Annotated in this window: 18 protein-coding genes; 8 read left to right on the top strand and 10 right to left on the bottom strand. The window is 71.5% G+C overall.

The features are described 5' to 3' along the window. Positions 1 to 5: 5 nt before the first annotated feature. Genes tal through pgl form a run of 5 tightly spaced genes read left to right on the top strand, consistent with a single transcriptional unit; the run spans position 6 to position 6,136 of the window. Positions 6 to 1,118, top strand: coding sequence for a transaldolase (tal, locus tag OHS18_RS45800; protein WP_328458385.1), 1,113 nt, complete (start codon positions 6 to 8; stop codon positions 1,116 to 1,118). An 8-nt stretch (positions 1,119 to 1,126) separates the two neighbouring features. Continuing rightward, the gene (locus OHS18_RS45795) at positions 1,127 to 2,764 is read left to right on the top strand and encodes a glucose-6-phosphate isomerase (RefSeq protein WP_328615007.1); all 1,638 of its coding nucleotides are present in this window, start codon (positions 1,127 to 1,129) and stop codon (positions 2,762 to 2,764) included. Then, the gene (gene zwf, locus OHS18_RS45790) at positions 2,761 to 4,284 is read left to right on the top strand and encodes a glucose-6-phosphate dehydrogenase (RefSeq protein ID WP_328615006.1); all 1,524 of its coding nucleotides are present in this window, start codon (positions 2,761 to 2,763) and stop codon (positions 4,282 to 4,284) included. Before OHS18_RS45795 ends, zwf begins: the two co-directional genes overlap by 4 nt. Beyond that, the gene (opcA, locus tag OHS18_RS45785; RefSeq protein WP_328615005.1) at positions 4,281 to 5,360 is read left to right on the top strand and encodes a glucose-6-phosphate dehydrogenase assembly protein OpcA; all 1,080 of its coding nucleotides are present in this window, start codon (positions 4,281 to 4,283) and stop codon (positions 5,358 to 5,360) included. The genes zwf and opcA overlap by 4 nt, the downstream gene beginning before the upstream one ends. Further along, positions 5,357 to 6,136: a 6-phosphogluconolactonase gene (gene pgl, locus OHS18_RS45780; RefSeq protein WP_328615004.1), complete on the top strand. Its 780-nt coding sequence runs from the start codon at positions 5,357 to 5,359 to the stop codon at positions 6,134 to 6,136. The genes opcA and pgl overlap by 4 nt, the downstream gene beginning before the upstream one ends. 321 nt (positions 6,137 to 6,457) lie before the next feature. On the opposite strand, the gene OHS18_RS45775 is transcribed toward pgl, so the two are convergent. After that, positions 6,458 to 7,018: a TetR/AcrR family transcriptional regulator gene (locus tag OHS18_RS45775; RefSeq protein ID WP_328615003.1), complete on the bottom strand. Its 561-nt coding sequence runs from the start codon at positions 7,016 to 7,018 to the stop codon at positions 6,458 to 6,460. 125 nt (positions 7,019 to 7,143) lie between these two features. Between OHS18_RS45775 and OHS18_RS45770 the strand changes: the two genes are divergently transcribed. Together OHS18_RS45770 and OHS18_RS45765 are read left to right on the top strand one after the other, a co-directional pair. Continuing rightward, positions 7,144 to 8,262, top strand: coding sequence for an FAD-dependent oxidoreductase (locus OHS18_RS45770; RefSeq protein WP_328615002.1), 1,119 nt, complete (start codon positions 7,144 to 7,146; stop codon positions 8,260 to 8,262). A gap of 290 nt (positions 8,263 to 8,552) precedes the next feature. Then, positions 8,553 to 9,752: a sensor histidine kinase gene (locus OHS18_RS45765; RefSeq protein ID WP_328458417.1), complete on the top strand. Its 1,200-nt coding sequence runs from the start codon at positions 8,553 to 8,555 to the stop codon at positions 9,750 to 9,752. Positions 9,753 to 10,475: 723 nt separating this feature from the next. Here OHS18_RS45765 and OHS18_RS45760 read toward each other — a convergent pair. The 6 genes from OHS18_RS45760 to OHS18_RS45735 form a co-directional block, all read right to left on the bottom strand. Further along, positions 10,476 to 10,820 (bottom strand): RNA polymerase-binding protein RbpA, encoded by a 345-nt coding sequence (locus OHS18_RS45760; protein ID WP_323330437.1) that lies wholly within the window; start codon positions 10,818 to 10,820, stop codon positions 10,476 to 10,478. A 109-nt stretch (positions 10,821 to 10,929) separates the two neighbouring features. Further along, positions 10,930 to 11,160, bottom strand: a complete 231-nt coding sequence (gene secG / locus OHS18_RS45755) for a preprotein translocase subunit SecG (RefSeq protein WP_323330438.1) — start codon at positions 11,158 to 11,160, stop codon at positions 10,930 to 10,932. Positions 11,161 to 11,286: 126 nt separating this feature from the next. Then, positions 11,287 to 12,072 (bottom strand): triose-phosphate isomerase, encoded by a 786-nt coding sequence (gene tpiA / locus OHS18_RS45750; protein ID WP_328615001.1) that lies wholly within the window; start codon positions 12,070 to 12,072, stop codon positions 11,287 to 11,289. Continuing rightward, positions 12,072 to 13,286: a phosphoglycerate kinase gene (locus OHS18_RS45745; RefSeq protein WP_328615000.1), complete on the bottom strand. Its 1,215-nt coding sequence runs from the start codon at positions 13,284 to 13,286 to the stop codon at positions 12,072 to 12,074. The genes tpiA and OHS18_RS45745 overlap by 1 nt, the downstream gene beginning before the upstream one ends. A gap of 5 nt (positions 13,287 to 13,291) precedes the next feature. After that, positions 13,292 to 14,293, bottom strand: coding sequence for a type I glyceraldehyde-3-phosphate dehydrogenase (gap, locus tag OHS18_RS45740; protein ID WP_328458421.1), 1,002 nt, complete (start codon positions 14,291 to 14,293; stop codon positions 13,292 to 13,294). Between the two features lie 383 nt (positions 14,294 to 14,676). Beyond that, the gene (locus OHS18_RS45735; protein WP_328614999.1) at positions 14,677 to 15,858 is read right to left on the bottom strand and encodes a winged helix DNA-binding domain-containing protein; all 1,182 of its coding nucleotides are present in this window, start codon (positions 15,856 to 15,858) and stop codon (positions 14,677 to 14,679) included. 73 nt (positions 15,859 to 15,931) lie between these two features. On the opposite strand from OHS18_RS45735, the gene OHS18_RS45730 reads away from it, so the two are divergent. Next, entirely contained in the window at positions 15,932 to 16,576 is a 645-nt protein-coding gene (locus tag OHS18_RS45730; RefSeq protein WP_328614998.1) for a LysE family translocator, read from the top strand. A gap of 55 nt (positions 16,577 to 16,631) precedes the next feature. Here the strand turns inward: OHS18_RS45730 and OHS18_RS45725 are convergent, their stop codons facing one another. Genes OHS18_RS45725 through OHS18_RS45715 form a run of 3 tightly spaced genes read right to left on the bottom strand, consistent with a single transcriptional unit; the run spans position 16,632 to position 22,184 of the window. Further along, positions 16,632 to 16,961, bottom strand: a complete 330-nt coding sequence (locus OHS18_RS45725; protein ID WP_328614997.1) for an ArsR/SmtB family transcription factor — start codon at positions 16,959 to 16,961, stop codon at positions 16,632 to 16,634. Next, positions 16,958 to 17,674, bottom strand: coding sequence for an LLM class flavin-dependent oxidoreductase (locus OHS18_RS45720; RefSeq protein ID WP_328614996.1), 717 nt, complete (start codon positions 17,672 to 17,674; stop codon positions 16,958 to 16,960). The genes OHS18_RS45725 and OHS18_RS45720 overlap by 4 nt, the downstream gene beginning before the upstream one ends. 37 nt (positions 17,675 to 17,711) lie before the next feature. Next, positions 17,712 to 22,184, bottom strand: coding sequence for a hypothetical protein (locus OHS18_RS45715; protein ID WP_328614995.1), 4,473 nt, complete (start codon positions 22,182 to 22,184; stop codon positions 17,712 to 17,714). Between the last annotated feature and the right edge of the window lies 1 nt (position 22,185).

Raw genomic sequence — 22,185 nt, 5'->3', positions numbered from 1 at the left:
CATAGATGAGCAACGACAAGCTCGCGCAGCTGTCCGAGGCCGGTGTTTCGATCTGGCTGGACGACCTCTCGCGCGAACGCCTGAACACCGGCAACCTCGCCGCGCTGATCCGCGACAAGCACGTCGTCGGCGTGACGACCAACCCGACGATCTTCGCCAACGCGATGTCGAAGGGTGACGCCTACGACGAGCGGACGAAGGAGCTCGCCGCCCAGGGCGCCGACGTCGAGGCGACCATCCGCGACCTGACCACGACCGACGTGCGCAACGCCGCGGACCTCTTCCGCGACGTCTACACCGCCACGAACGGCGTCGACGGCCGCGTCTCGATCGAGGTCGACCCGCGCCTGGCCAAGGACACCGACAAGACGGTGGCCGAAGCCCAGGACCTGTGGAAGACCGTCGACCGGCCGAACACGCTGATCAAGATCCCGGCCACCGAAGAGGGCCTGCCGGCGATCACGGCCACGCTCGCCGAGGGCATCAGCGTCAACGTCACGCTGATCTTCTCCGTCGAGCGCTACAAGAAGGTCATCGAGGCCTACTTCGCCGGCCTGGAGCAGGCGAAGGCCAACGGTCACGACCTGCGCGGCATCCACTCGGTCGCGTCGTTCTTCGTGTCCCGCGTGGACACCGAGATCGACAAGCGGCTCGACGCCATCGGCACCGACGAGGCCAAGGCCCTGCGCGGCAAGGCCGCCGTCGCCAACGCCCGGCTCGCCTACGCGGCCTTCGAGGAGCTCTCGGCCACGGACCGCTGGAAGGCCCTCGCGGCCGATGGCGCGCACGCGCAGCGCCCGCTGTGGGCCTCGACCGGCGTCAAGAACCCGGACTACTCCCCCACCCTCTACGTCGACGACCTGGTGGTGAAGGACACCGTCAACACCATGCCGGAGAAGACGATGGACGCCGTCGCCGAGCACTCCGAGCTCAAGGGTGACCAGGTGTCCGGCCGCGGCGCCGAGGCGCAGGAGGTCTTCGACAAGCTCGAAGCCGTCGGCATCGACATCACCGACGTGTTCCTGGTGCTGGAGAACGAAGGCGTCGAGAAGTTCGAGAAGTCCTGGACCGAACTGCTCGAGACCGTCAACGGCCAGCTGGAAAAGGCGAAGGGCTGAAGCACGACATGACGACAGGGGAAAAGACCGGCGTCGAGATCGTGGACGCCGAACTGGCGGAGCGCGCCGCGCCGCTGGCCGACCGGCTGGTCGCCGACCAGGCCGCGTCGAAGCTGGCCGCGAAGGACGCCACGCTCTGGGGGCCGGACGCCGAATCCGAGGCGTCGATCCGGCTGTCCTGGACGACGCTGCACAAGTCGTCCCGGCCGCTGATCGGCGAGATCGAGGCCCTGCGGACCGAACTGCGGTCCGAGGGTGTCGACCGGGTGGTGCTCGCCGGCATGGGCGGCTCGTCGCTGGCGCCGGAGGTCATTACCGGCACCGACGACGTCGCGCTGACCGTGCTCGACACCACCGACCCGGGTCAGGTCGCCGACGCGCTCGCCGGCGACCTCGAGCGCACGGTGATCGTCGTGTCGTCGAAGTCGGGCGGCACCGTCGAGACCGACAGCCACCGGCGGATCTTCGCGAAGGCCTTCACCGACGCGGGCATCGACGCCGGCCGGCGGATCGTGGTCGTCACCGACCCGGGCTCGCCGTTCCAGGAACTGTCCGAAAAGGAGGGTTACCGCAAGACCTTCCTCGCCGACCCGCACGTCGGCGGCCGCTACTCCGCGCTGACGGCGTTCGGGCTCGTCCCGGCCGGCCTCGCCGGCGCGGACGTCGCCCGCCTGCTCGACCAGGCCGCTTCGGTCGCCGAAGAGCTCGCGTCGGACTCGGTGGACAACCCGGGGGTCAAGCTGGCCGCCGCGTGGGCCGCCGCGCACGAAGCCGGCGCCGAGAAGGTCGTGCTGGCCGACTCCGGTTCCGGCATCAAGGGTTTCCCGGACTGGGCCGAGCAGCTGATCGCGGAGTCCACCGGCAAGCAGGGCACCGGGTTGCTGCCGGTCGCGGTCGAAGGCACCGAAGCGCCCGGCTTCGCCGACGCGAAGGCCGACGCCACCGCCGTCGCCATCGGCGCCCCGAAGGGCGCGGCGAAGATCGCCGTTACCGGCTCGCTCGGCGCGCAGCTGCTGCTCTGGGAGTTCGCCACGGCACTGGCCGGGCGGCTGCTCGGGATCAACCCGTTCGACCAGCCCGACGTGGAAGCGGCCAAGAAGGCGACCCGCGCGCTGCTGGACGACCCGGAGAAGCTCAAGGGCGGCGAGACGGCGTCCACTGTGGACGGACCGGTCGAGATCTTCGGCAGCGAAGGCGTTTCGACGGACGGGAAGCTCGTGGACGTGCTCCGCGCGTTCTTCGGCTCCGCACCGGAAGCCGGCTACATCGCCGTGCAGGCCTACCTGGACCGTCTCGACGACGCGTCGACGCAGCTGCTGCGCGGCGAGATCGCGAAGAGCACCGGGCTGCAGACGACGTTCGGCTGGGGCCCGCGGTTCCTGCACTCCACCGGGCAGTACCACAAGGGCGGCCACCAGAACGGCGTGTTCCTGCAGCTCACCGGAGCGGTGGAGCGGGACCTCGACGTGCCTGACCGGCCGTACACGCTGGGGCAGCTGCAGCACGCCCAGGCGCTGGGCGACGGCCAGGTGCTCGCCGAGCACGGCCGCCCGGTGCTGCGCCTGCACCTGACCGACCGCGCCGCGGGTCTCGCGGCCGTCGTCCGCGCGGTTCAGGAGGTCGTTGTGCAGGAGGGTGAAGCATGACCTGGAGCAACCCGCTGCGCGACGAGCGGGACAAGCGGCTGCCGCGCATCGCCGGGCCGTCCAGCCTGGTGATCTTCGGGGTCACCGGCGACCTGGCGCGCAAGAAGCTGATGCCCGCCATCTACGACCTGGCCAACCGCGGGCTGCTGCCCGCCGGCTTCTCGCTCGTCGGGTTCGCCCGCCGCGACTGGGAGCACCAGGACTTCGGCGAGCTCGTGCACGACTCGGTCAAGGCGCACGCGCGCACGCCGTTCAAGGAGTCGGTCTGGAACCGGCTCGCCGAAGGCATCCGGTTCGTGCAGGGCACGTTCGACGACGACGACGCCTTCGACCGGCTCGCGCAGACGGTCCAGGACCTCGACAAGGAACGCGGCACCGGCGGCAACACGGCGTTCTACCTGTCGATCCCGCCCGGCGCGTTCCCGGTGGTGACCAAGCAGCTGGCCCGTTCCGGGCTGGCCAACGCGGACGAGAACACCTGGCGCCGCGTCGTCATCGAGAAGCCGTTCGGCCACGACCTGAAGAGCGCCGAAGAGCTCAACGCGATCGTCAACGACGTCTTCCCCGAGGAGTCGGTGTTCCGCATCGACCACTACCTCGGCAAGGAGACGGTGCAGAACATCCTGGCGCTGCGCTTCGCGAACCAGCTGTTCGAGCCGATCTGGAACGCCAACTACGTCGACCACGTGCAGATCACCATGGCCGAGGACATCGGCCTCGGCGGCCGCGCGGGGTATTACGACGGCATCGGCGCCGCGCGCGACGTCATCCAGAACCACCTGCTGCAGCTGCTCGCCTTCACCGCGATGGAGGAGCCGCTGTCGTTCGAGCCGCGGGCCCTGCGCGCGGAGAAGATCAAGGTGCTCTCGGGCACCAGCGCGATCGGGCCGCTGAGCAAGACCACCGCGCGCGGCCAGTACGCGGGCGGCTGGCAGGGCGGCACCAAGGTGCCCGGCCTGCTGCAGGAAGAGGGTTTCGCGAAGGACTCGAAGACCGAGACCTACGCCGCGGTGACGCTCGAAGTGCAGAGCCGCCGGTGGGCCGGGGTGCCGTTCTACCTGCGCACCGGCAAGCGGCTCGGCCGCCGCGTCACCGAGATCGCCGTGGTGTTCAAGCGGGCGCCGCACCTGCCGTTCGATTCGACCTCGACCGAGGAGCTGGGGCAGAACGCCCTGGTCATCCGGGTGCAGCCGGACGAGGGCATCACGCTGCGGTTCGGCTCGAAGGTGCCGGGGACCACGATGGAGGTCCGCGACGTCACCATGGACTTCGGCTACGGGCACGCGTTCACCGAGTCCTCCCCCGAGGCCTACGAGCGCCTGATCCTCGACGTCCTGCTCGGCGAGCCGTCGCTGTTCCCGGTCAACGAAGAGGTCGAGCTCTCCTGGAAGATCCTCGACCCGGTGCTGGAGCACTGGGCCAAGGAGGGTTCGCCGGAGCAGTACCCGCCGGGCACCTGGGGCCCGCCGTCCGCCGACGAAATGCTGGAGCGCACCGGCCGCAAATGGAGGCGCCCGTGATCATCGACCTGCCGTCCACCACGACTTCGGCGCTCAACAAGAAGCTGGTGGAGATCCGCGAACAGGGCGGGCAAGTCGCGCTCGGCCGGGTGCTGACGCTGGTCATCGTGGCCGACGACGACAGCCACCTCGAAGCGGCGATCGAAGCGGCCAACGGCGCGAGCCGCGAGCACCCGTCGCGGGTGATCGTGGTCGCCAAGGGCGCGCGCACCGCGTCACCGCGCATCGACGGCCAGATCCGCGTCGGCGGCGACGCCGGCGCGAGCGAGGTCATCGTGCTGCGGCTCTACGGCCCGCTGGCCTCCCAAGGCCAGAGCGCGGTCGTCCCGCTGCTGCTGCCGGACGCGCCGATCGTCTGCTGGTGGCCCGGCGCCGGCCCGAAGGACCCGGACAAGGACCCGCTCGGCGAGCTGGCCCAGCGCCGGATCACCGACTCGGCCGCGGAGAAGAGCCCCGTCAAGGCGCTCACCACGCGGGCGAAGGCGTACGCCGCCGGCGACACCGACCTGGCCTGGACGCGGCTGACGCACTGGCGCGCCCAGCTCGTCTCGGCGCTGGACCTGCCGCCGTACGAGAAGATCACCGCCGCGACGGTGACCGGCGAGGCCGAGTCGCCCTCGACCGAGCTGCTGGCCGCGTGGCTGGCCGAGTACCTGAAGGTGCCGGTCAAGCGCGTCAAGAGCTCGGGCGCGGCCGGGATCATCTCGGTGACCCTGGAGCGGCGTTCGGGCGCGGTGGAGCTGCACCGGCCCGACGGGCGCGTCGGCACGCTGACCCAGCCGGGCCAGCCGACCCGGCGGATCGCCCTGCAGCGGCGCAGCACGCAGGACTGCCTGGTCGAGGAGCTGCGACGGCTCGACCCGGACGAGGTCTACGAGGCGGCGCTGCACGGCCTGGGCAAGATCACGTCCGGCACGAACGGCAAGACGGGCGCGCCGGCCAAGCCGGACGTCACGTCCCCGGCCGCGGCGGGCGCTGCCGCCGCTCCTGCCTCTTCGGACGCCGCTCCTGCTGCGGCTTCCGGTAAGCCGGCGAAGGCCAAGGCGGGTGCCAACGGCAAGAAGAGCACTTCATGAGCAAGACCGAGGTCGTTGTCTTCGCGAACCAGGACCTGCTGGCCGCCGCGACGGCGGCCCGGCTGATCACGCGGCTGGTGGACGTCCAGGCGGCCAAGGGTTCGGCGTCGCTCGTGCTCACCGGCGGCGGCACCGGCATCGCGGTGCTGTCCGAGCTGCGCGCGTCGTCGGCCCGGGACGCGATCGACTGGTCGCGCCTGGACATCTACTGGGGTGACGAGCGGTTCGTCCCGGCCGATTCGGACGAGCGGAACGAGAAGCAGGCCCGCGAGGCCCTGCTGGACCACGTCCCGCTCGACCCGAAGCGAGTCCACGCGGTAGCGGCCTCGGACGGCGAGTTCGGCGACGACCCGGACGCCGCAGCTCTGGCGTACGCCGAGGTCCTGGCCGCGAACGCGGGCCCGGACGACCACGGCGACGTCCCGTCGTTCGACATCATGCTGCTCGGCCTGGGCGGCGAAGGGCACACAGCGTCGGTGTTCCCGGAATCCCCGGCGGTGTACGAGAAGGAGCGTTCGGTGGTGGCGGTGCGCAACTGCCCCAAACCACCCCCGACGCGCGTTTCGCTGACACTGCCGGCCATCCGCCGGGCCCAGGACGTCTGGCTGATGACGGCGGGCGAGGCCAAGGCCGACGCGGTGGCGCTGGCGCTGTCGGGAGCGGGCGAAGTCCAGCTCCCGGTAGCGGGGGCCCGAGGACACCGACGGACGCTCTGGCTCCTCGACCGCACGGCGGCGAGCAAGCTCACGAAGGTGCACCAACCGCCGACGGCTTGAGTTTTCAGGTCCGTGAAGGCCTCCTTGGGGGACTTAGAGTCCCTGAAGGAGGCCTTCACGGCTGTCGGCACCTCGGAACTGTCGTGGGTCCTCGGTAGCGTGGAAAACGGGGGCTGCTCAGTTCGCCCGCGCTCCGGGGCAGGCTCGTCATGCCGGGTCCTGCGCGCCTGTTGGCCGGTGCGACGGTGTCTGGTCGCCTCGGACCGGCCAGCTAAGTCAGGCCTCGCTCCGTTTGCCGGTCGCGCAAGCAGTGACCGCCTTCCTCAGGACCACCAGCGCACTCCGGTCCGCCAGCCGCGCTAGGCCAACACCGACCCGTGCTTACTCCGTGCGCCAGCCGCGCTCCAGGCGGGCGAAGATCTCCTCCGCCGCCCGCTGGGGGTTCTCGTGGCCCGCGATCAGTTCCCGCGACGCCAGCGCGAAGCGGGCCAGCGCCGCGCACGCCACGTCGTTCTCCGGGGCGCCCGACTCCTCCGCGATCGCGCGGGCCAGCGCCGTCTCGTGGCGCATCCACATTCGCCTGCCGTACTCGCGCAGGGCCGGGGTGCTCTCCGTGAGCCTGATGAACGCGTCACCCGGGGAGGCTGCGACGTCGACCAGGATGTGCTTGCGCAGCGCGTCCACGATCGTGTGCCGCGGCGGCCGGCCGCGGACCGCGTTGACCAGCGCCGCCTCGATGTCGGCCTCCTGGTCGAACACCAAGGCTTCCTTGCTGGGGAAGTGCTTGAAGAGCGTCGTCACGGAGACGTCGGCGGCGTCCGCGACCTCCTTCACCCCGACCTGGTCGAAGCCGCGCTCGAGGAACAGTTCGAGCGCGGCGTCGGCCAGCGCCTTGCGGGTCTGCGCCTTCTTGCGCTCACGGCGCCCGATCACTTCCGTCATGCCCTCAGTCTACGTGATGGTGAACTCACTTCAAAAGTGTAGTCATTGCACTTTTGTAGTGAATCTGGTTTCCTGGGTTCATCGCCGCCGGAGAGACCGGCGGCCCGAACTTCCAGGGGGAAGCCATGAACACCACCACCACCACCAAGATCGCGATCGTCGGCGCCGGCCTCGGCGGACTCGCCTGCGCCCGCGTCCTCCAGCTCCACGGGCACGCCGTCACCGTCTTCGAACAGGAGGCCTCGGCCGACGCCCGGCCACAGGGCGGCACCCTCGACATGCACGGCGACACCGGCCAGGTCGCCCTGCGCACGGCCGGCCTGTACGAAACGTGGCGCGCGCTCGCCCGGCCCGAAGGCCAGCAGATGCGCGCGGTCGACCCGCACACCACCGACGTCCTCATGGACGCGGTCCCCGCCGAGGACGACGAGTCCAAGCCCGAGATCGACCGCGGCCAGCTCCGCGGCCTCCTGCTCGACTCCCTCTCCCCCGGCACCGTCCAGTGGGACCGCGCCACCGACGACGTCACCCCGCTGCCGGACGGCACCGCCCGGCTGCGCTTCACCGACGGCACCACCGAGGACTTCGACCTGGTCGTCGGCGCCGATGGCGCGTGGTCCCGCGTCCGCCGCGCCCTGACCGGAGTCCGGCCGGAGTACAGCGGCGTCGCGTTCGTCGAGTTCGGACTCGACGACGCCGACCGCCGGCACGCCGCGCTCGCCGCGTTGACCGGCCAGGGCACGATGGTGGCCAAGATCGACGGGAACGCGATCTTCGCCCAGCGCAACAGCAACGGTCACATCCGTGGCTACGCCGTGTTCCACGCGCCGGAGGACTGGCACGCCGGCCTCGACTTCGCCGACACCGGCGCCGTGCGCGAGACACTGCTGGAGCGCTACGCCGGCTGGCACCCGGAGCTGCTCGGGTTCCTGCGCGACAACGACGGCGCGTTCACGCACCGGCCGCTGTACGTCCTGCCGGTGCCGCACGCCTGGACGTCCACCCCCGGCGTCACGCTGCTCGGCGACGCCGCGCACCTGATGCCGCCGCTCGGCGTCGGCGCGAACCTCGCGATGCTGGACGGCACCGAGCTCGCGACCGCGCTGGCTACGTCGCCGACCGTCGGTGAAGGCGTCCGGATCTACGAGGCGCGGATGCTGCCGCGGTCGATCGAGACCGCGGCCGCGTGCCAGCAAGGTCTCATCGACCTGTTGAGTGACGATCCGTGGGAGCAGGCGGCCTGACGACCTATGCCGGGCGCCCACGGAGAGGTAACGTGATTCCCACGATGTGGTCATCCCGGTGCACGCTAGGCAGTGACAGATCCACTGTCAGTAGTGTGTCGGCGACGCCATCGCCCGAACGGCGCAATCAAATGCGGAATCCGGACGTCAATCCGCCAACGGCGCGTGAAACTTACCGTCTTCCCACGCAACCTCGTTAGCATCCGCACATTTGTTCTCTGCTGCGCGTCCCGATCGGGCCCTGAGCACCTCTCACCATCAAGTCCACAAGACGAATGGGGTCGCCAGCGATGAGTACAGAGGGACTCTCGATTCCAGGCATCTCGATCGCCGGCTCGGGGCCATCGGCCGCCGAGCGGGTGCGAAGGCGTGGTCTGAGCGCGTTCGGCTCGGTCCCCCGCCCCGCTGTGGTCATGTTCGCCATCGAGGCGGCCGCGGTCATCCTGGCCGTGCTCGACGTCTGGCTGGTGATCCCCGAGAAGGCCCAGCCCTACTCGATCTACCTGTCCGGCGCGGCCTGCCTCGCCGTGGTGTTCCGCCGCAAGTTCCCGTTCCTCGCCGTGCTCGTCGCCGTCCCCGGCTTCCTGGCCGGCTGGGCGCAGCTGGCGAGCATGATCACGCTCGGCATGCTCGCCACCCGCCGTCAGCTGCACTGGCAGACCTGGGTCGGCGCCGCGCTGGTGTGGACCTGCCGGTTCGTGCAGTGGCCGCTGGACGACTTCGTCCAGCTGAGCTGGCGCGAGCACATCCTCGACGGCATCTACGGCGTCCTCGTCGCCGGCATGCCGATCGCGATCGGCATGCTCATCGGCGCCCGCACCGAGGTCGCGAACAAGCTCGCTGAACTGGCCACGAGCCGGGACCGCGAGCGCCGCTTCCACGCCGACGCCGTCCGCGCCGAGGAGCGCGCCCGGCTGGCGCGGGAGATGCACGACGTCGTCTCGCACCAGATCACGCTGATCGCGATGCAGGCCGGCGCGCTGCAGGCCCAGACCACCGACGAGCGGTCGCTGGAGACCGCGCAGGTCATCCGCGGCCTGAGCAAGCGGACGCTGGAGGAACTTCGGTCGCTGGTCAGCGTGCTGCGCGCGGGTTCGGAGGACGACGGCCCCCGCCCGGGCATCAACGAGCTGGACCGGCTGATCCGCACGTCCGACGTCCCGGTGCACCTGACAGTGGAGCACCTGCCGGACGCGCTGCCCAACCAGGTTTCCGCGGCGGCGTACCGGACGGTGCAGGAGTGCCTGACCAACGTCCACAAGCACGCGCCGGGCGCGACCGCGACCATCCGCATCCAGGGTGAGCACGGAGCGCTCAAGATCGAGGTCCGCAACGAGCGCGCCCGCCGGGCCGGCGAAGGTCTCCCCTCGGGCGGCCACGGTCTGACGGGGCTGGCCGAGCGGGCTCGTCTGCTGGGCGGCAGCTTCGAGACGTCGGGTACGGAGGACGGTGGCTTCCGGGTCCGGGCGCGGTATCCACTGAGCCACTGAGGTTTTGTGCATTGGGGCGCTGCCCCCGGCTTCCAGCCTACGGGCGGGCACCGACGATTCCGGCTTCGAGGACGCCGCGAGCGGCGGATTCAGGACGTTGAAGTCCTGGATTCGCCGCTCGCGGCTTTTGCGCTCCGGAGTTGTCGGTGCCCGCCCGTAGCGTTGAATCGGGGGCTGCTCAGGTGCGCGGCGGGTCGACATGTGTGCCCGGACGGCCGGTTTTGCGTACTTGGACGAGCGGCTTGCGTACGTGGACGGACTCGCGCACCTGCACAGTCGATTCCCGTACCTGGGGCGTCGGCTCACGTACCTGGATGGCCGGCTCGCGTACCTGGACGGACGACTCGCGTATCCAGATGGACGACTCGCGCACCTGCGCACAGTCAGTTCCCGTACCTGCGTGGCCAGCTCAAGTACCTGCATGACCGGTTCGTCTACCCCCGACGGACGGCTCGCATAAATGCAGCGTCGGCTCGCGTGATTGGGGAGTCGGCTCGCGTGCCGGGAGAGTCGGTTCGCGTGCCTGGAGGGTCGGGTCGCGTGCCTGGAGAGTCGGCTCGCGTGCCTGGAGAGTCGGCTCGCGTGATTGGAGGTCGACACGGCGGTAGGGCGTCGAGCGTGCGGACTGCGGGCGCGGGCGGGCGGTGGTGTGGGGTGTGGGTGGGCGCGCAAGAAGCCACCTCGAGGGGTTTGCTCCCTCGGGGTGGCTTCCGGCGGTGACGCTTAGATGATCTCCCGGCGCTGGCGCAGACGCTCGAGGGCCTCGGCGAGGATGGCCTCGCCGTCGGCGTCGCTGCGCCGCTCCTTCACGTACGCCAGGTGGGTCTTGTAGGGCTCGGTCCGGGGTGCGGCCGGCGGGTTCTTCTCGTCCTGCCCGCCGGGAAGCCCGCAGCGGGGGCAGTCCCACTCGTCGGGGATCTCCGCCTCCATCGCGAACGACGGACGGGCCTCGTGCCCGTTGGCGCACCAGTAGCCGACTCGGCGCCGCGGCGCCGACTCACCTCGTTCCGATTCGCCCGTAGGTCCGGCACCCACTCGGGTGCCCCGAATCGCGTTACCGCCAACCATGAATCCTCACACCTATGGAATCGGCGGCGCGCCCCCCAATAGGCACGCCGAATCGCTGCGCACCCCGCTGGTGGGACCCGGTCTCGATCGCCGGCGGGAGCGCCGGACGTCACACCTTGAGCAGCAGGCCCAGCCCGATGATGCTGATCAGCCACACCGCGCCCAGCAACAGGGTGATCCGGTCGAGGTTCTTCTCGGCCACGCTCGACCCGGCCAGACTCGACTGCATCCCGCCACCGAACAGCGACGAAAGGCCACCGCCGCGCCCGCGGTGCAGAAGAACCGCCACCACGAGGAACACGCTGGAGACGATCAACAGGATTTGCAGGAACAGCTTCATGTCATCCTCTGGGCTCTAGGAGAATGCAGGGGCACGGCATGGTCTTTTCGACCACCACCGTACCCCTGGACTCGTCCACTGCTGTGTGACGGACCGGATACACAGGTTACCCGGTCGTGGCCTCGATCAGGGCAGCGGCCCGCCCGCGGCGAGTGCGCAGAGTTTCGTGAACTCGTCGCCGTCGAGGCTCGCTCCGCCGACCAGGGCACCGTCGACGTTCTCGCAGGCCACCAGGTCACTGATGTTGTTCGCCTTCGCCGAGCCCCCGTAAAGCACCCGGACGGACGAAGCGACCTCGTCGCCGTACTTCTCCTGGAGGGTCGCGCGGATGGCCTTGCAGACCTCTTCGGCGTCCGCGGGGGTGGCGACCTTGCCGGTGCCGATGGCCCAGACCGGCTCGTACGCGACGACCACGCCGCCGACCTGCTCGGCCTTGAGGCCCTTCAGGCCCTCGACCAGCTGCGTCGTGGTGTGGTGGATGTGCTCGCCGGCCTCGCGGACCTCGAGCTTCTCCCCGATGCAGAGGATCGGCGTGATGCCGTGCTTGAGCGCGGCCTTGACCTTCTTGTTGACCAGCTCGTCGGTCTCGGCGTGGTACTCGCGCCGCTCCGAGTGCCCGACGGTGACGAACTTGCAGCCCAGCTTGGCCAGCATCACGCCCGACACCTCACCGGTGTAGGCACCGGAGTCGTGCGCGGAGATGTCCTGCGCGCCGTACGTCATCGACAGCTTGTCGCCGTCGACCAGGGTCTGCACGCTGCGGATGTCGGTGAACGGCGGCAGCACCGCCACGTCGACCTTCGCGTAGTACTTCTCCGGCAGCGCGAAGGCGATCTTCTGCACCAGCGCGATCGCCTCGAGGTGGTTCTGGTTCATCTTCCAGTTGCCGGCGATGAACGGCTTGCGTGCCACTAGTTCTTCTCCTCCAGGGCGGTCACGCCCGGCAGTTCCTTGCCTTCGAGGTACTCGAGCGAGGCCCCGCCACCGGTGGAGATGTGCGAAAAGCCGTCTTCGGGCAGGCCGAGCTGGCGCACCGCGGCCGCGGAGTCGCCGCCGCCGACGACGGTGAAGGCGTCGCTCTTGACCAGGGCTTCGGCGACGGCGCGGGTGCCGCCGGCGAACGCCTCGAACTCGAACACGCCCATCGGGCCGTTCCAGAACACGGTCTTGGCGTCGGCCAGCTTGCTCGCGAACAGCTCGCGCGTCTTCGGGCCGATGTCCAGGCCTTCGCGGTCGGCCGGGATGGCCGTGGCCGCGACGACCTCGTGCTCGGCGTCGGCCGAGAACCCGGTCGCGGCGAGGACGTCGACCGGCAGGACCAGTTCGACGCCGCGCTTCTCGGCCTCGGCGAGGAAGCCCTTCACCTGGTCGAGCTGGTCGGCCTGCAGCAGCGACTTGCCGACCTCGTAGCCCTGGGCCTTGAGGAAGGTGTACGCCATGCCGCCGCCGACGAGCAGCCGGTCGACCTTGGTCAGCAGGTTCGCGATGACGCCGAGCTTGTCGGACACCTTCGCGCCGCCGAGCACGACCACGTACGGCCGCTGGACGTCGTCGGTGAGCTTCTTCAGCACGTCCAGCTCGGCCAGCACGAGGCCGCCCGCGTACGCCGGGAGCACCGAGGCGACCTCGTAGACCGAGGCCTGCTTGCGGTGCACGACGCCGAAGCCGTCGGAGACGAACGCGCCGCCCGGGACGAGCGCGCCCAGTTCGGCGGCCAGCTCGGAGCGGTCCACGGCGTCCTTGCTGGTCTCGCGCGCGTCGAAGCGCACGTTCTCCAGCAGCACGACACCGCCGTCGGCGAGGCCGGCGGTGAGCGCCTTGGCGGACTCGCCGACGAGGTCACCGGCCAGCGTGGCCTCGGCGCCGAGCAGCTCGGAGAGCCGCTTGGCGACGGGCGCGAGGGTGTACTTGGGGTCCGGTTCGCCCTTGGGGCGGCCGAGGTGCGCGGTGACGACGACCTTCGCGCCCGCGTCGGCGAGCTTCTTGATCGTCGGCAGCGCCGCGCGGACGCGGCCGTCGTCGGTGATGCGATCCCCGTCGAGCGGGACGTTCAGGTCGGAACGCACGAGTACGTACCGGCCCTGAACGCCCTCGCCCAGCAGGTCGTCGAGGTTCTTGACGGTCATCCGGCTCAGAGCTTCGAGCCGACGAGCTTGATCAGGTCCGCGAGGCGGTTGGAGTAGCCCCACTCGTTGTCGTACCAGCCGACGACCTTGACCTGGTTGCCGATGACCTTGGTCAGCGGCGAGTCGTAGATGCAGGACGCCGGGTCGGTGACGATGTCCGAGGACACGATCGGGTCGACCGAGTAGCGCAGGATGCCGGCGAGGGGGCCCTCGGCGGCGGCCTTGTAGGCGGCGTTGATCTCCTCGACCGTGGCGGTCTTCTTCAGGGTGACCGTGAGGTCGGTGGCCGAGCCGGTCGGCACCGGGACGCGCAGCGCGAAGCCGTCCAGCTTGCCCAGCAGCTCCGGCAGCACCAGGCCGATCGCCTTCGCGGCACCGGTCGAGGCGGGCACCACGTTCAGCGCGGCGGCGCGGGCGCGGCGGAGGTCCTTGTGCGGGCCGTCCTGCAGGTTCTGGTCCTGCGTGTACGCGTGGATCGTGGTCATCAGGCCCTGCTCGATGCCGAACGAGTCGTTGAGGACCTTCGCCAGCGGGCCGAGGCAGTTGGTGGTGCACGAGGCGTTGGAGATGATGTTCTGCGAGCCGTCGTACTTGTCGTCGTTGACGCCGAGCACCACGGTCAGGTCCTCGCCCTTGGCGGGCGCGGAGATGATGACCTTCTTGGCACCGCCGGCGATGTGCGCCTTGGCGGCGTCGGCGTTAGTGAAGAAGCCGGTGGACTCGACCACGACGTCCACGCCCAGGTCGCCCCAGGGCAGGTTGGCCGGGTCGCGCTCGGCGAGGGCCTTGATGGTCTTGCCGTCCACGACGATGCCTTCGTCGCTGACGCTGACCTCACCCGGGTAGCGCCCCAGGATCGAGTCGTACTTCAGCAAGTGGGCCATGGTGGCGACGTCGCCGAGGTCGTTGAAGGCGACGACCTCGATGTCGTGGCCGCTGGCCTGCACGGCGCGGAAGAAGTTGCGGCCGATGCGGCCGAAGCCGTTGACACCTACGCGAACGGTCACTGCTGCCACTCCTCTGAGGATCGGCCGGAGTCCCGGCCGTGACTTGCGGGCTCGCGGTCACCCTAGCGTGCGGGCATGCGCGTCCCTGACTGCCCTGACGAGACTTCCACCACTTGGCGAACGGGTCAAGAATCGATTAAGAAGCCTAGGGGAATCCGGGTGATCGGTTCACCTGATCTTCACCTGGACCACGGTGGACCGGGACGGCGCGTGGTCCGGCGGTTCGGGCAGGCCGCACGCGGTGCGGGCCGCGGCCCGGCTGGTACTGGCCGGTAGCCGGCGCGGACGACTGGATCGTTCAAGCCACCACCGCGATCGGCGGCGGCTCCGACAGGCCGGCGCACTCCCGGGTGACGGGCTCGATTCAGAGCCGCGACGCGCGTTCACTCCGCCAGCTCCCGCTCCAGCGGCGTGCGGAACCGGGGGATCACCCGGACCACGCCGAACCACTTCGCGCAGCGGTCCGCCGCCGCCTCGACCGCCGCTTTCTCCTCCGCGCCGATGTCCTCCAGCAGCCGGAACACCACTTCGCCCGACTCGCGCTGGGCCCAGCCGCCGACGATGCGGCCGTTCGCCCAGACCGTCGGGCCGACGTTGCCGAACCGGTCGAACAACGCCGCCTTGTGCTCGCCGAGGAACCAGCCGCGCTCCTGCCAGCCCATCGGGGTCGGGTCGAGGCACGGGAGGAACGCCGCCCACACCGGCGGCTCGGGCACCGGCTCGAGGTCGTCGGCCAGCGCCACCCCCGGCGCGCCGTCCAGGTCGACCTCCACCGTGTCCAGCCCGGCCAGGGCCTTCCTCGTCTGCCCGAGCGTCCAGCCGGCCCACCAGCGCAGGTCCGTCAGCGGGGCCGGGCCGTACGCGCGCAGCCAGCGCCGCGCCAGCTCGACGCGGGCCGCCTCCGCCTCCCAGACCGTGAGGGCGGCACCCACCCAGTCCTCCAGCGGGTGCCAGACGTACTGGGTGCTGAGCCAGGTGCCGCGCGGGCGGCCGCGGACGATCCGGCCGTCCACCGCCAGCTGGAACAGCACCCGGCTGGTGACGTTGCCGATCGCCTCGTACGGCTTGCCCTTCGACATCTGCAGCCGCTGCCGCAGCCGGGGTTCGGCCTCGCTCAGCTGCTGCGCGGTCGCCGAGCCGAGGCCCCGCAACGCGGCTTCGACCGTCGTTTCGACGTCGACGAGCCACTTTCCCGGCTCCGGCACGTTTTCCGGGTACCCCTGCTGCCCGAGGTGCTGCTCCAGCAGCTTCCGCTGTTTCGCCGCGATGTCCGCCGAGCAGCCGGCCTGCACGAGGGCCGCGGTCTCCAGGCCGGTGACGAACACCGTGCGGCGCATGCCGAGCAGCCGCAGCACCGTTCGGTCGTCGTACAGCGCGCGCTCGACCTCGGCGATCGCGGGCCCGTCGAGCCGGGCGGCCGCCGAGAGGTGGACGGTCGCCGGGTCGGTGGCGTGCAGGGCGACGACGCCCGCGACGGCGTCTTCGACCGTGGCCGCGGGCGCGGCCAGGTGGTGGCGGACGCCGAGGCGGGCCCGGCGCTGGGCGGTGGAAATCTTCGGAGGCACCCCGAAGTCCTACCATCCGGCACCGACGAAAACGCGTGGTCACCCCGTGACCTCGGGCGCTAGCCTCGCGGGCATGGTCTCCAGCGCGCACCTCGCGGCCTTCGCCGCGCTGACGTTCCTGATGGTCGTGGTCCCCGGGCCGAGCGTGCTGTTCACGATCAGCCGCGCGCTGACCGTCGGGCGGCGCGACGCGCTCCTCACCGTCGCCGGCAATTCGGTCGGGGTGTACACGCAGGTCGTCGCGGTCGCGTTCGGCCTCGGCGCGCTCGTGACGACGTCGGCCGCGGTGTTCACCACGATCAAGGTCGCCGGCGCGGTCTACCTGGTGTACCTGGGGATCCAGGCGGTGCGCCACCGCCGGCGGCTCACCGACGCGATGGCCGCGCGGGTCGGCGCGACGCCCGGCCGGGTGGTCACCGTGCTGCGTGACGGCTTCGTCGTCGGCTTCGCGAACCCGAAGTCGATCGTGTTCCTGGCGGCGCTGCTCCCCCAGTTCGTCGACCCGGCCGCCGGTTCGGTGCCGGCCCAGATGCTGGTGCTCGGGCTGTGCCTACCCGCCATCGCGCTGGCCACCGACAGCGCGTGGGCGCTGGTCGCGGGCACGGCGCGGGCGTGGTTCGCCCGCTCGCCGCGACGGCTGGAAGCCCTCGGCGGCACCGGTGGCCTGGTGATGATCGGCCTCGGCACGACGCTGGCGTTCACCGGCCGCAGCGACTGACCCCGCAAGTCCGTGAAGGCCTCCTTGAGGGACTCAGAGTCCCTCAAGGAGGCCTTCACGGACTTGCGGCCGGATCGCGCAGCACCAGGTCCAGGAGACCGGGGAACGCGGCGTCGAATTCGGGGCGGCGCAAGCGGTTCAGGCGTCGTGGGCCTTCGTCGCGTTGTTCGATCAGGCCCGTCGCGCGCAGCACGCCGAAGTGGTGGCTGAGCGTCGCCTTCGCCACCGGGAGGTCGAACGTGCCGCACGCCTTCGTCCACTCCGGTACGGCCGCGAGCTCGCGCAGGATGCTGCGGCGCACCGGGTCGGCGACGGCGGAGAGGGCGTCCTGCAGCGCGACGTCGCCGGGGAGCACGTGGGTCAGGCCGCGAGCCCGCGCGGTCACCGCAGGGCCTCGGCCAGGCCGGCGCGCCACTCGCGAGGCAGCCCGTCGAGCTGGACGACGACCTGGTCCGCGCCCGCGGCCCGGTACTCCCGCAGCCGCGCCACGACGGCGTCGAAGTCACCCCACACAGTGACGCCGTCGACGAGCCGGTCCGACAGGTCCGCGACGTCGGCGTCGGTGAAGCCCATCCGGCGGAAGTTGTTCGCGTACCCGGGCACACCCGCCAGGAAGCGCAGCGAACCGCCCCGGACGGCCTCCCGCGCCGACGCGACGTAGTCGGTGGTCACCAGGAACGGGTACGCGCCCGTCGCGCGGGCCCGCGACAGCTCCAGCATCTTCGGCCCCAGCGCCGAAAGGATGCGGGCCGACGCGGGCACGACGTCGTCGATCTCGTCGAGGTAGTCGTTCAGGGCGGCCAGCGGACGCGGGCCGTGCGCCCCGCCCAGCCCGGCGACGAACCGGCCGGTGGGCAGGTCCAGGTAGGCCCGGGCCACCTCGGCGGCCGGCACCCGGTCGATCGAGAGGATCCCGCTGGCCACCGGGATCCGCCGGGTCCCGTGGACGACCTCGGCGATCAGCGGCAGCGAGTTCCCCTGCCCGCCGGGCAGCCACAGCGTGTCGTAGCCCAGTTCTTCCAGTTCGACGGCGGTCGCGACGGCGGCCTCCGGCTCGGCGGTGTTCAGCGCGGCGCCCAGCGCCCCCAGCTTCGTCATGCGCGGGTGAACCTCCGGCCGCCGCCCGATGTTCCCGTCACGCCGTCTGTTCGTCCTCAGCGGAATCCACCGTGTCGGGCGAGTCACCGGCGCGGGTGAACATCCGCGTCGCCGAGAGCCGCGCGACGCCGTCCGGGTCGCCGAGGTCGTCGAGGGAGTTGCGGATCGTCGAGTCGACCGACAGGTACTTCCGGCCCGCGCGCAGGTCAGCGTCGTTGCGCAGCCGGACGATCAGCGGGAACTCCGCGAGCGCGCCCGCGTCGAACAGGCCCGTCGTGTAGATCAGCTGGACGCCCAGCGCCTCGGCGACCGCCCGCTGCAGTTCCAGCAGGTACCCGGCGGACGCGCGGCCGATCGGGTTGTCCAGGAACAGCACGCCGGAGTGGCGGTTGCGGACCTTGCCGCGGTTGTTGGCGCGCAACGCCGCGAGGGTGCAGTAGAGGATGATCGCCGCGGTCAGCTGCTGGCCGCCCGAGAAGACGTCGCGGATCTCCGAGACGCGCTGGCGTTCGGTCCGCAGCACCGAGTCCGGCTTGAGCATGTCGACGCGGAAGCCCTTGGGCGCCGCGGCCCGGACGCCGCGCAGCACCAGGGAAAGCCCGTCGCGCTTGACGTCGCGGCCGTCCGCGGTCTTGCCCACCGCGGCCTCGTCGACGACCTCGCCGAGCTTCTCGGTGAGCGCGTTGTCCTCCAGCTCGGTGAACCGGATGCGCAGGAACTCCTGCCCGGACCAGTCGCCGAGGCCGTCGGGCAGCCGCGAGACGCGCTGGGCCGAGCGCAGCTGCCGGAGCGCGCCGTCGACCATGCCCTGCAGGCGGGTGATGATGCCGCCGCGGTGCCGGTCGATCTGGGCGAGGTCGTCGGTGAGCGAGCGCAGCCGCGGCCGCAGCGCCTCGGCCCACTCGGCGGCGTGCGCCGGGAGCTGGTCGCGCTTGACCGAGATGACCTGCTGGCGCACCGGCGTGCTCAGCTTCTCGAAGCGCTTCTCCGTCGCGTACTGGGCCAGCTGGTCCGCGGCCTCGCGCACCCGCCGGTCACCCGCGTCGGCGGCGTCCTGGGCTTCACCCAACGTCGCGTTCAGCCGCGTGTGCTGGGCCCGCGCGGTGTCGACGTCGCCGTCGTAGGCGGCCGCGTCCTTGTCGGAGACCAGGTGGGCGAGGGAGTCGGCGAGCAGCGAGAACCCGGACGCGGAGTTGCGCGCGGAGTCCAGGGTCTCCTCGGCCGCCGCCCGGCGTTCCTGCAGCTCCTCCCACTTCCGCGCGGCCACGGACACCTCCAGGCCGGCGGCGTCGATCAGCTCCAGGCCGTGCTCGATGTCGCGCGGCTTGTCGCCGGTGACGCCGTTCTGCAGCGGCAGCACGTCCAGCTCGGCACGCCGCGTCGAGACGAGCCCAATCGCCTCTGTCCGCTCGTCCTCCAGACCGTCGACGACGCGGCGGGCGCGCGCGAGGGCCGCCGCGCGGGCGGACGCGTCGGAGCCGTCGGGCGTCTCCAGCAGCTCGGCGGCGGTCGCGCGGACGGCCTCGTCCAGGGACTCCACGGCCGAGCCCGCGGCCGCCTCGGCCGACTCGGCCTGCTCCAGCTCGGCCCGCAGGTCGCTGCCGACCTCGACCTTCGCGTACGACTCGGACGCCGACAGGTAGGTCCGGCGCAGCGCGTCGACCGGCTCGGCGGGCGGCCCGTCCGCAGTGCCGTCGACGTCGGCCGCGCCCGGGACCTCGGCGAGTTCGGCGCGGGCGGTGGTCGCGGTCCGGCGGTGGCCGTCGGCCGTGCGCTGCTCCTCCCCCGCCTGCTCCCGCAGCCGCGCGGCCTTGCCCGCGGCGTCGGAGGCCTGCAGGTCGGCGCGCTCGGCGACCTCGGTGGCGCGCTCGACGTCCTCGGTCCACTCCGCGATCCGGGCGCTCCTCGTGCCCAGCTCGCCGAGCTTCCGCGCCCGCTCCTCGGTCTCGGCCGCCGCGGCCCGCAGCTCCGGGACACGCTCGCGCAGCGACGCCGTCTTTTCGCTCAACCGCGCGAATTCCGCGTCGGCCTGCGCCAGGGCCGTGCGCGCGGTCTCGCGCGCGGTCCGGGCCGCCTGGGCCTGTTCGGCGAGCGTCGCGACGGCGCCGGGCGGGTAGTCCTCGCGCCAGGTGGTGAGCTTCCAGGTGAGGGCGCCGTCGGCGGCCAGCTTGGCGGACAAGGCTTCCAGTCGCCGCTGCCGCTCGGTGTGGCGCCGCGCCACGGCTTCGCGCTCGGCGTCCGCGGCCTCTTCGTCGTACATCGCGGGGTTCGGCGGGACGAGGAACTCGACGCCGGGCGCGGCGGGTGCCTCGGCCAGCAGCGCCTCGGTGGTGCCGACAGCGATGATCGCGCTCGGCAGCAGCCGCCGCGCCGTCAGCACCTCTCGGGCCCGGTCCGCGTGGGCGACGTCGTTGAGCAGGACGCCGGAAACCAGCTGCGGCAGGCTTTCCAGCACTTCGGCGCGCCGCCCGGCATCCAGTTTGGACAGGTAGCGCCAGCCGGACCACGCGGTGATCCCGGCTTCCTCCAGGGCGTCGAGCGCGGCTTGGACGTCCTGCGGGGGCGGCAGCAGCCCGCCGGAGCCGAGCGCGGTCAGGGCCCGCTCGTCGGCGGACTCCTCCATCCGCAGCGCTGTCTGCTCCTTCTCGACGGCCGCGCTCGCTTCGCGCAACCGCTCCAGCAGCACCGGAAGATCGCTTTCGAGGGCGACGTCGTCCGCGCCGAGCAGCTCGACCAGCCGGCCCTCGGCGGCGAGCGCGTCGGTGCGGCGGTGGGCCCGGTCGAGGTCCTCGGTGGCGCGCTCGAAGCGGTCCAGGGTGGTGCCGGCGAGCTGGTGCGCTTCGTTCACGGTCCGTTGCGCCGCTTGGAGATCCGCCGCGACGCGGTCGAGCTCCTGCTCGCGCCGGGCCAGTTCGGCGGTCGCCGCCTCGGCCGCGGACCGTGCCGCCCGGGACGCGTCGGCGACGTCGGCGCCCGAGGGCAGCAGCCCGCTGCGGACGGCGTTCTGGACCTCTTCGCGCAGCTCGGTGATCCGGGTGGTCAGGCCGCGGGCCTCGGCCCGCCGCCCGGCCGCGAGGTTCGCGGCCTCGTCGCGTTCGGTCTGTGCCTTCTCCGCCTCCGCGCGCAACGCGCCCGCGTGGGCCTCGGCCTTGTCGGCCTGGCGCTGGGCGTCCTGCGCCAGGGACTGCAGGCCCCGGGCCAGCGCGGCCGCGGCGGTGTTGCGCGCCTGCAGGGCCGGGCGGGCCTTCTCCTCGCGGTTGCCGACGAGCTCGCGCAGGTCCTTCGCCTTGCGGGCGGCGTTGAGCTGGTTGAGCACGGTCGCCGTCTCGCGCCAGGCTTCGGCCGCTGTCTTCGCTTCGGCCAGCTCGGCGTCGACGCGCTTGCGGGCCTCCTGGGCCTCGTCCAGGCGCAGCACCGCGACCAGCCGCCGCAGCTCCGTGACGCCGGCCGCGAGTCGCCGGTGGTCGCCTTCGGCCAGCTTCTCCGCGGTCTTGACCTCGGCGACGTGGTCCTCGAGCCCGGACAGCCGCGCGTTCTCCAGCTCGTTGCGCGCGACGACCCGGCCGGCCAGCTCGGCCATGTCGGCCCGCGCGGCTTCGGCGATCTTCCGGGACGCGGCCGCGACGCCTTCCTCGGCGGCCAGCGGCCCGAGCAGATCGAGGGCGCCGGCGACAAAATCGCGTTCCGACAACAGGTCCCCGCGCTGGGCGAGGTTGTGCGAGTAGGTCGAGACGACCTCCGCGAGGTCCTTCGGCTCGTCCTCGGAGACGACGGCGCGCAGCAGGAACTCGACGAACGCCTCGTCGGTGTTGAACGCGAACGCGTCCGCCGCTTCGCCTTCGCCGGCGTTCATCGCGCGCTGGTAGCGGAACAGCTCGGTGTCGAGGCCGAGGGTGTCGAGCCGGCCGGTCCACTCGTGGTGACGGCGGGTCCAGGACAGCTCCAGCTCGGGCTCGGCCAGCTGGGCCGCGGCGAGCTTGTCGTGGAAACCGGACATGGTGAGCAGCCGGCCGTCCTGCGTCATCGGCAGGGAGTCGAGCGCCAGCGCCGAGGTCGGGCGGAAGCAGTACCAGGAGTCGGCCAGGTTCTCCGAGTCCGAAGAGACGACGTGCCCGCGCCATTCGGAGACCTTGCCGGTGATGATCCGGTGGCCGGTCTCGACGTGCAGCCACTCCAGCACGACGTGCGAGACGTCCTTGGCGGCGACGAACTTCTCGAGCACCTTCGTGCTCGTGGTGCCGACGACCTGGCGGCGGCCGGGCAGCATCACCGAGAAGATCAGCTTGATGAGGACGGACTTGCCGCCGCCGTTTTCCAGGAACAGCACGCTCGCCGGGGACGGGCGGCGCAGCTCGGCCGGCCCGGTGGCGTGGATGCCGGCGCTGAACAGCGCGTCCTGCTGGGGCGCGGTGATCTTGGCGCCGACGCCGCTGAAGTCGAGCACGACGTCCTGGTAGCGGGCACCCGCCGGACCCACGGAATGCAGGCGGACCCGCGAAAGCTCGTACATC

This window comes from Amycolatopsis sp. NBC_00355 (assembly GCF_036104975.1).
GTDB lineage: Bacteria > Actinomycetota > Actinomycetes > Mycobacteriales > Pseudonocardiaceae > Amycolatopsis.
This window is presented reverse-complemented; position numbering and strand designations above follow the sequence as displayed.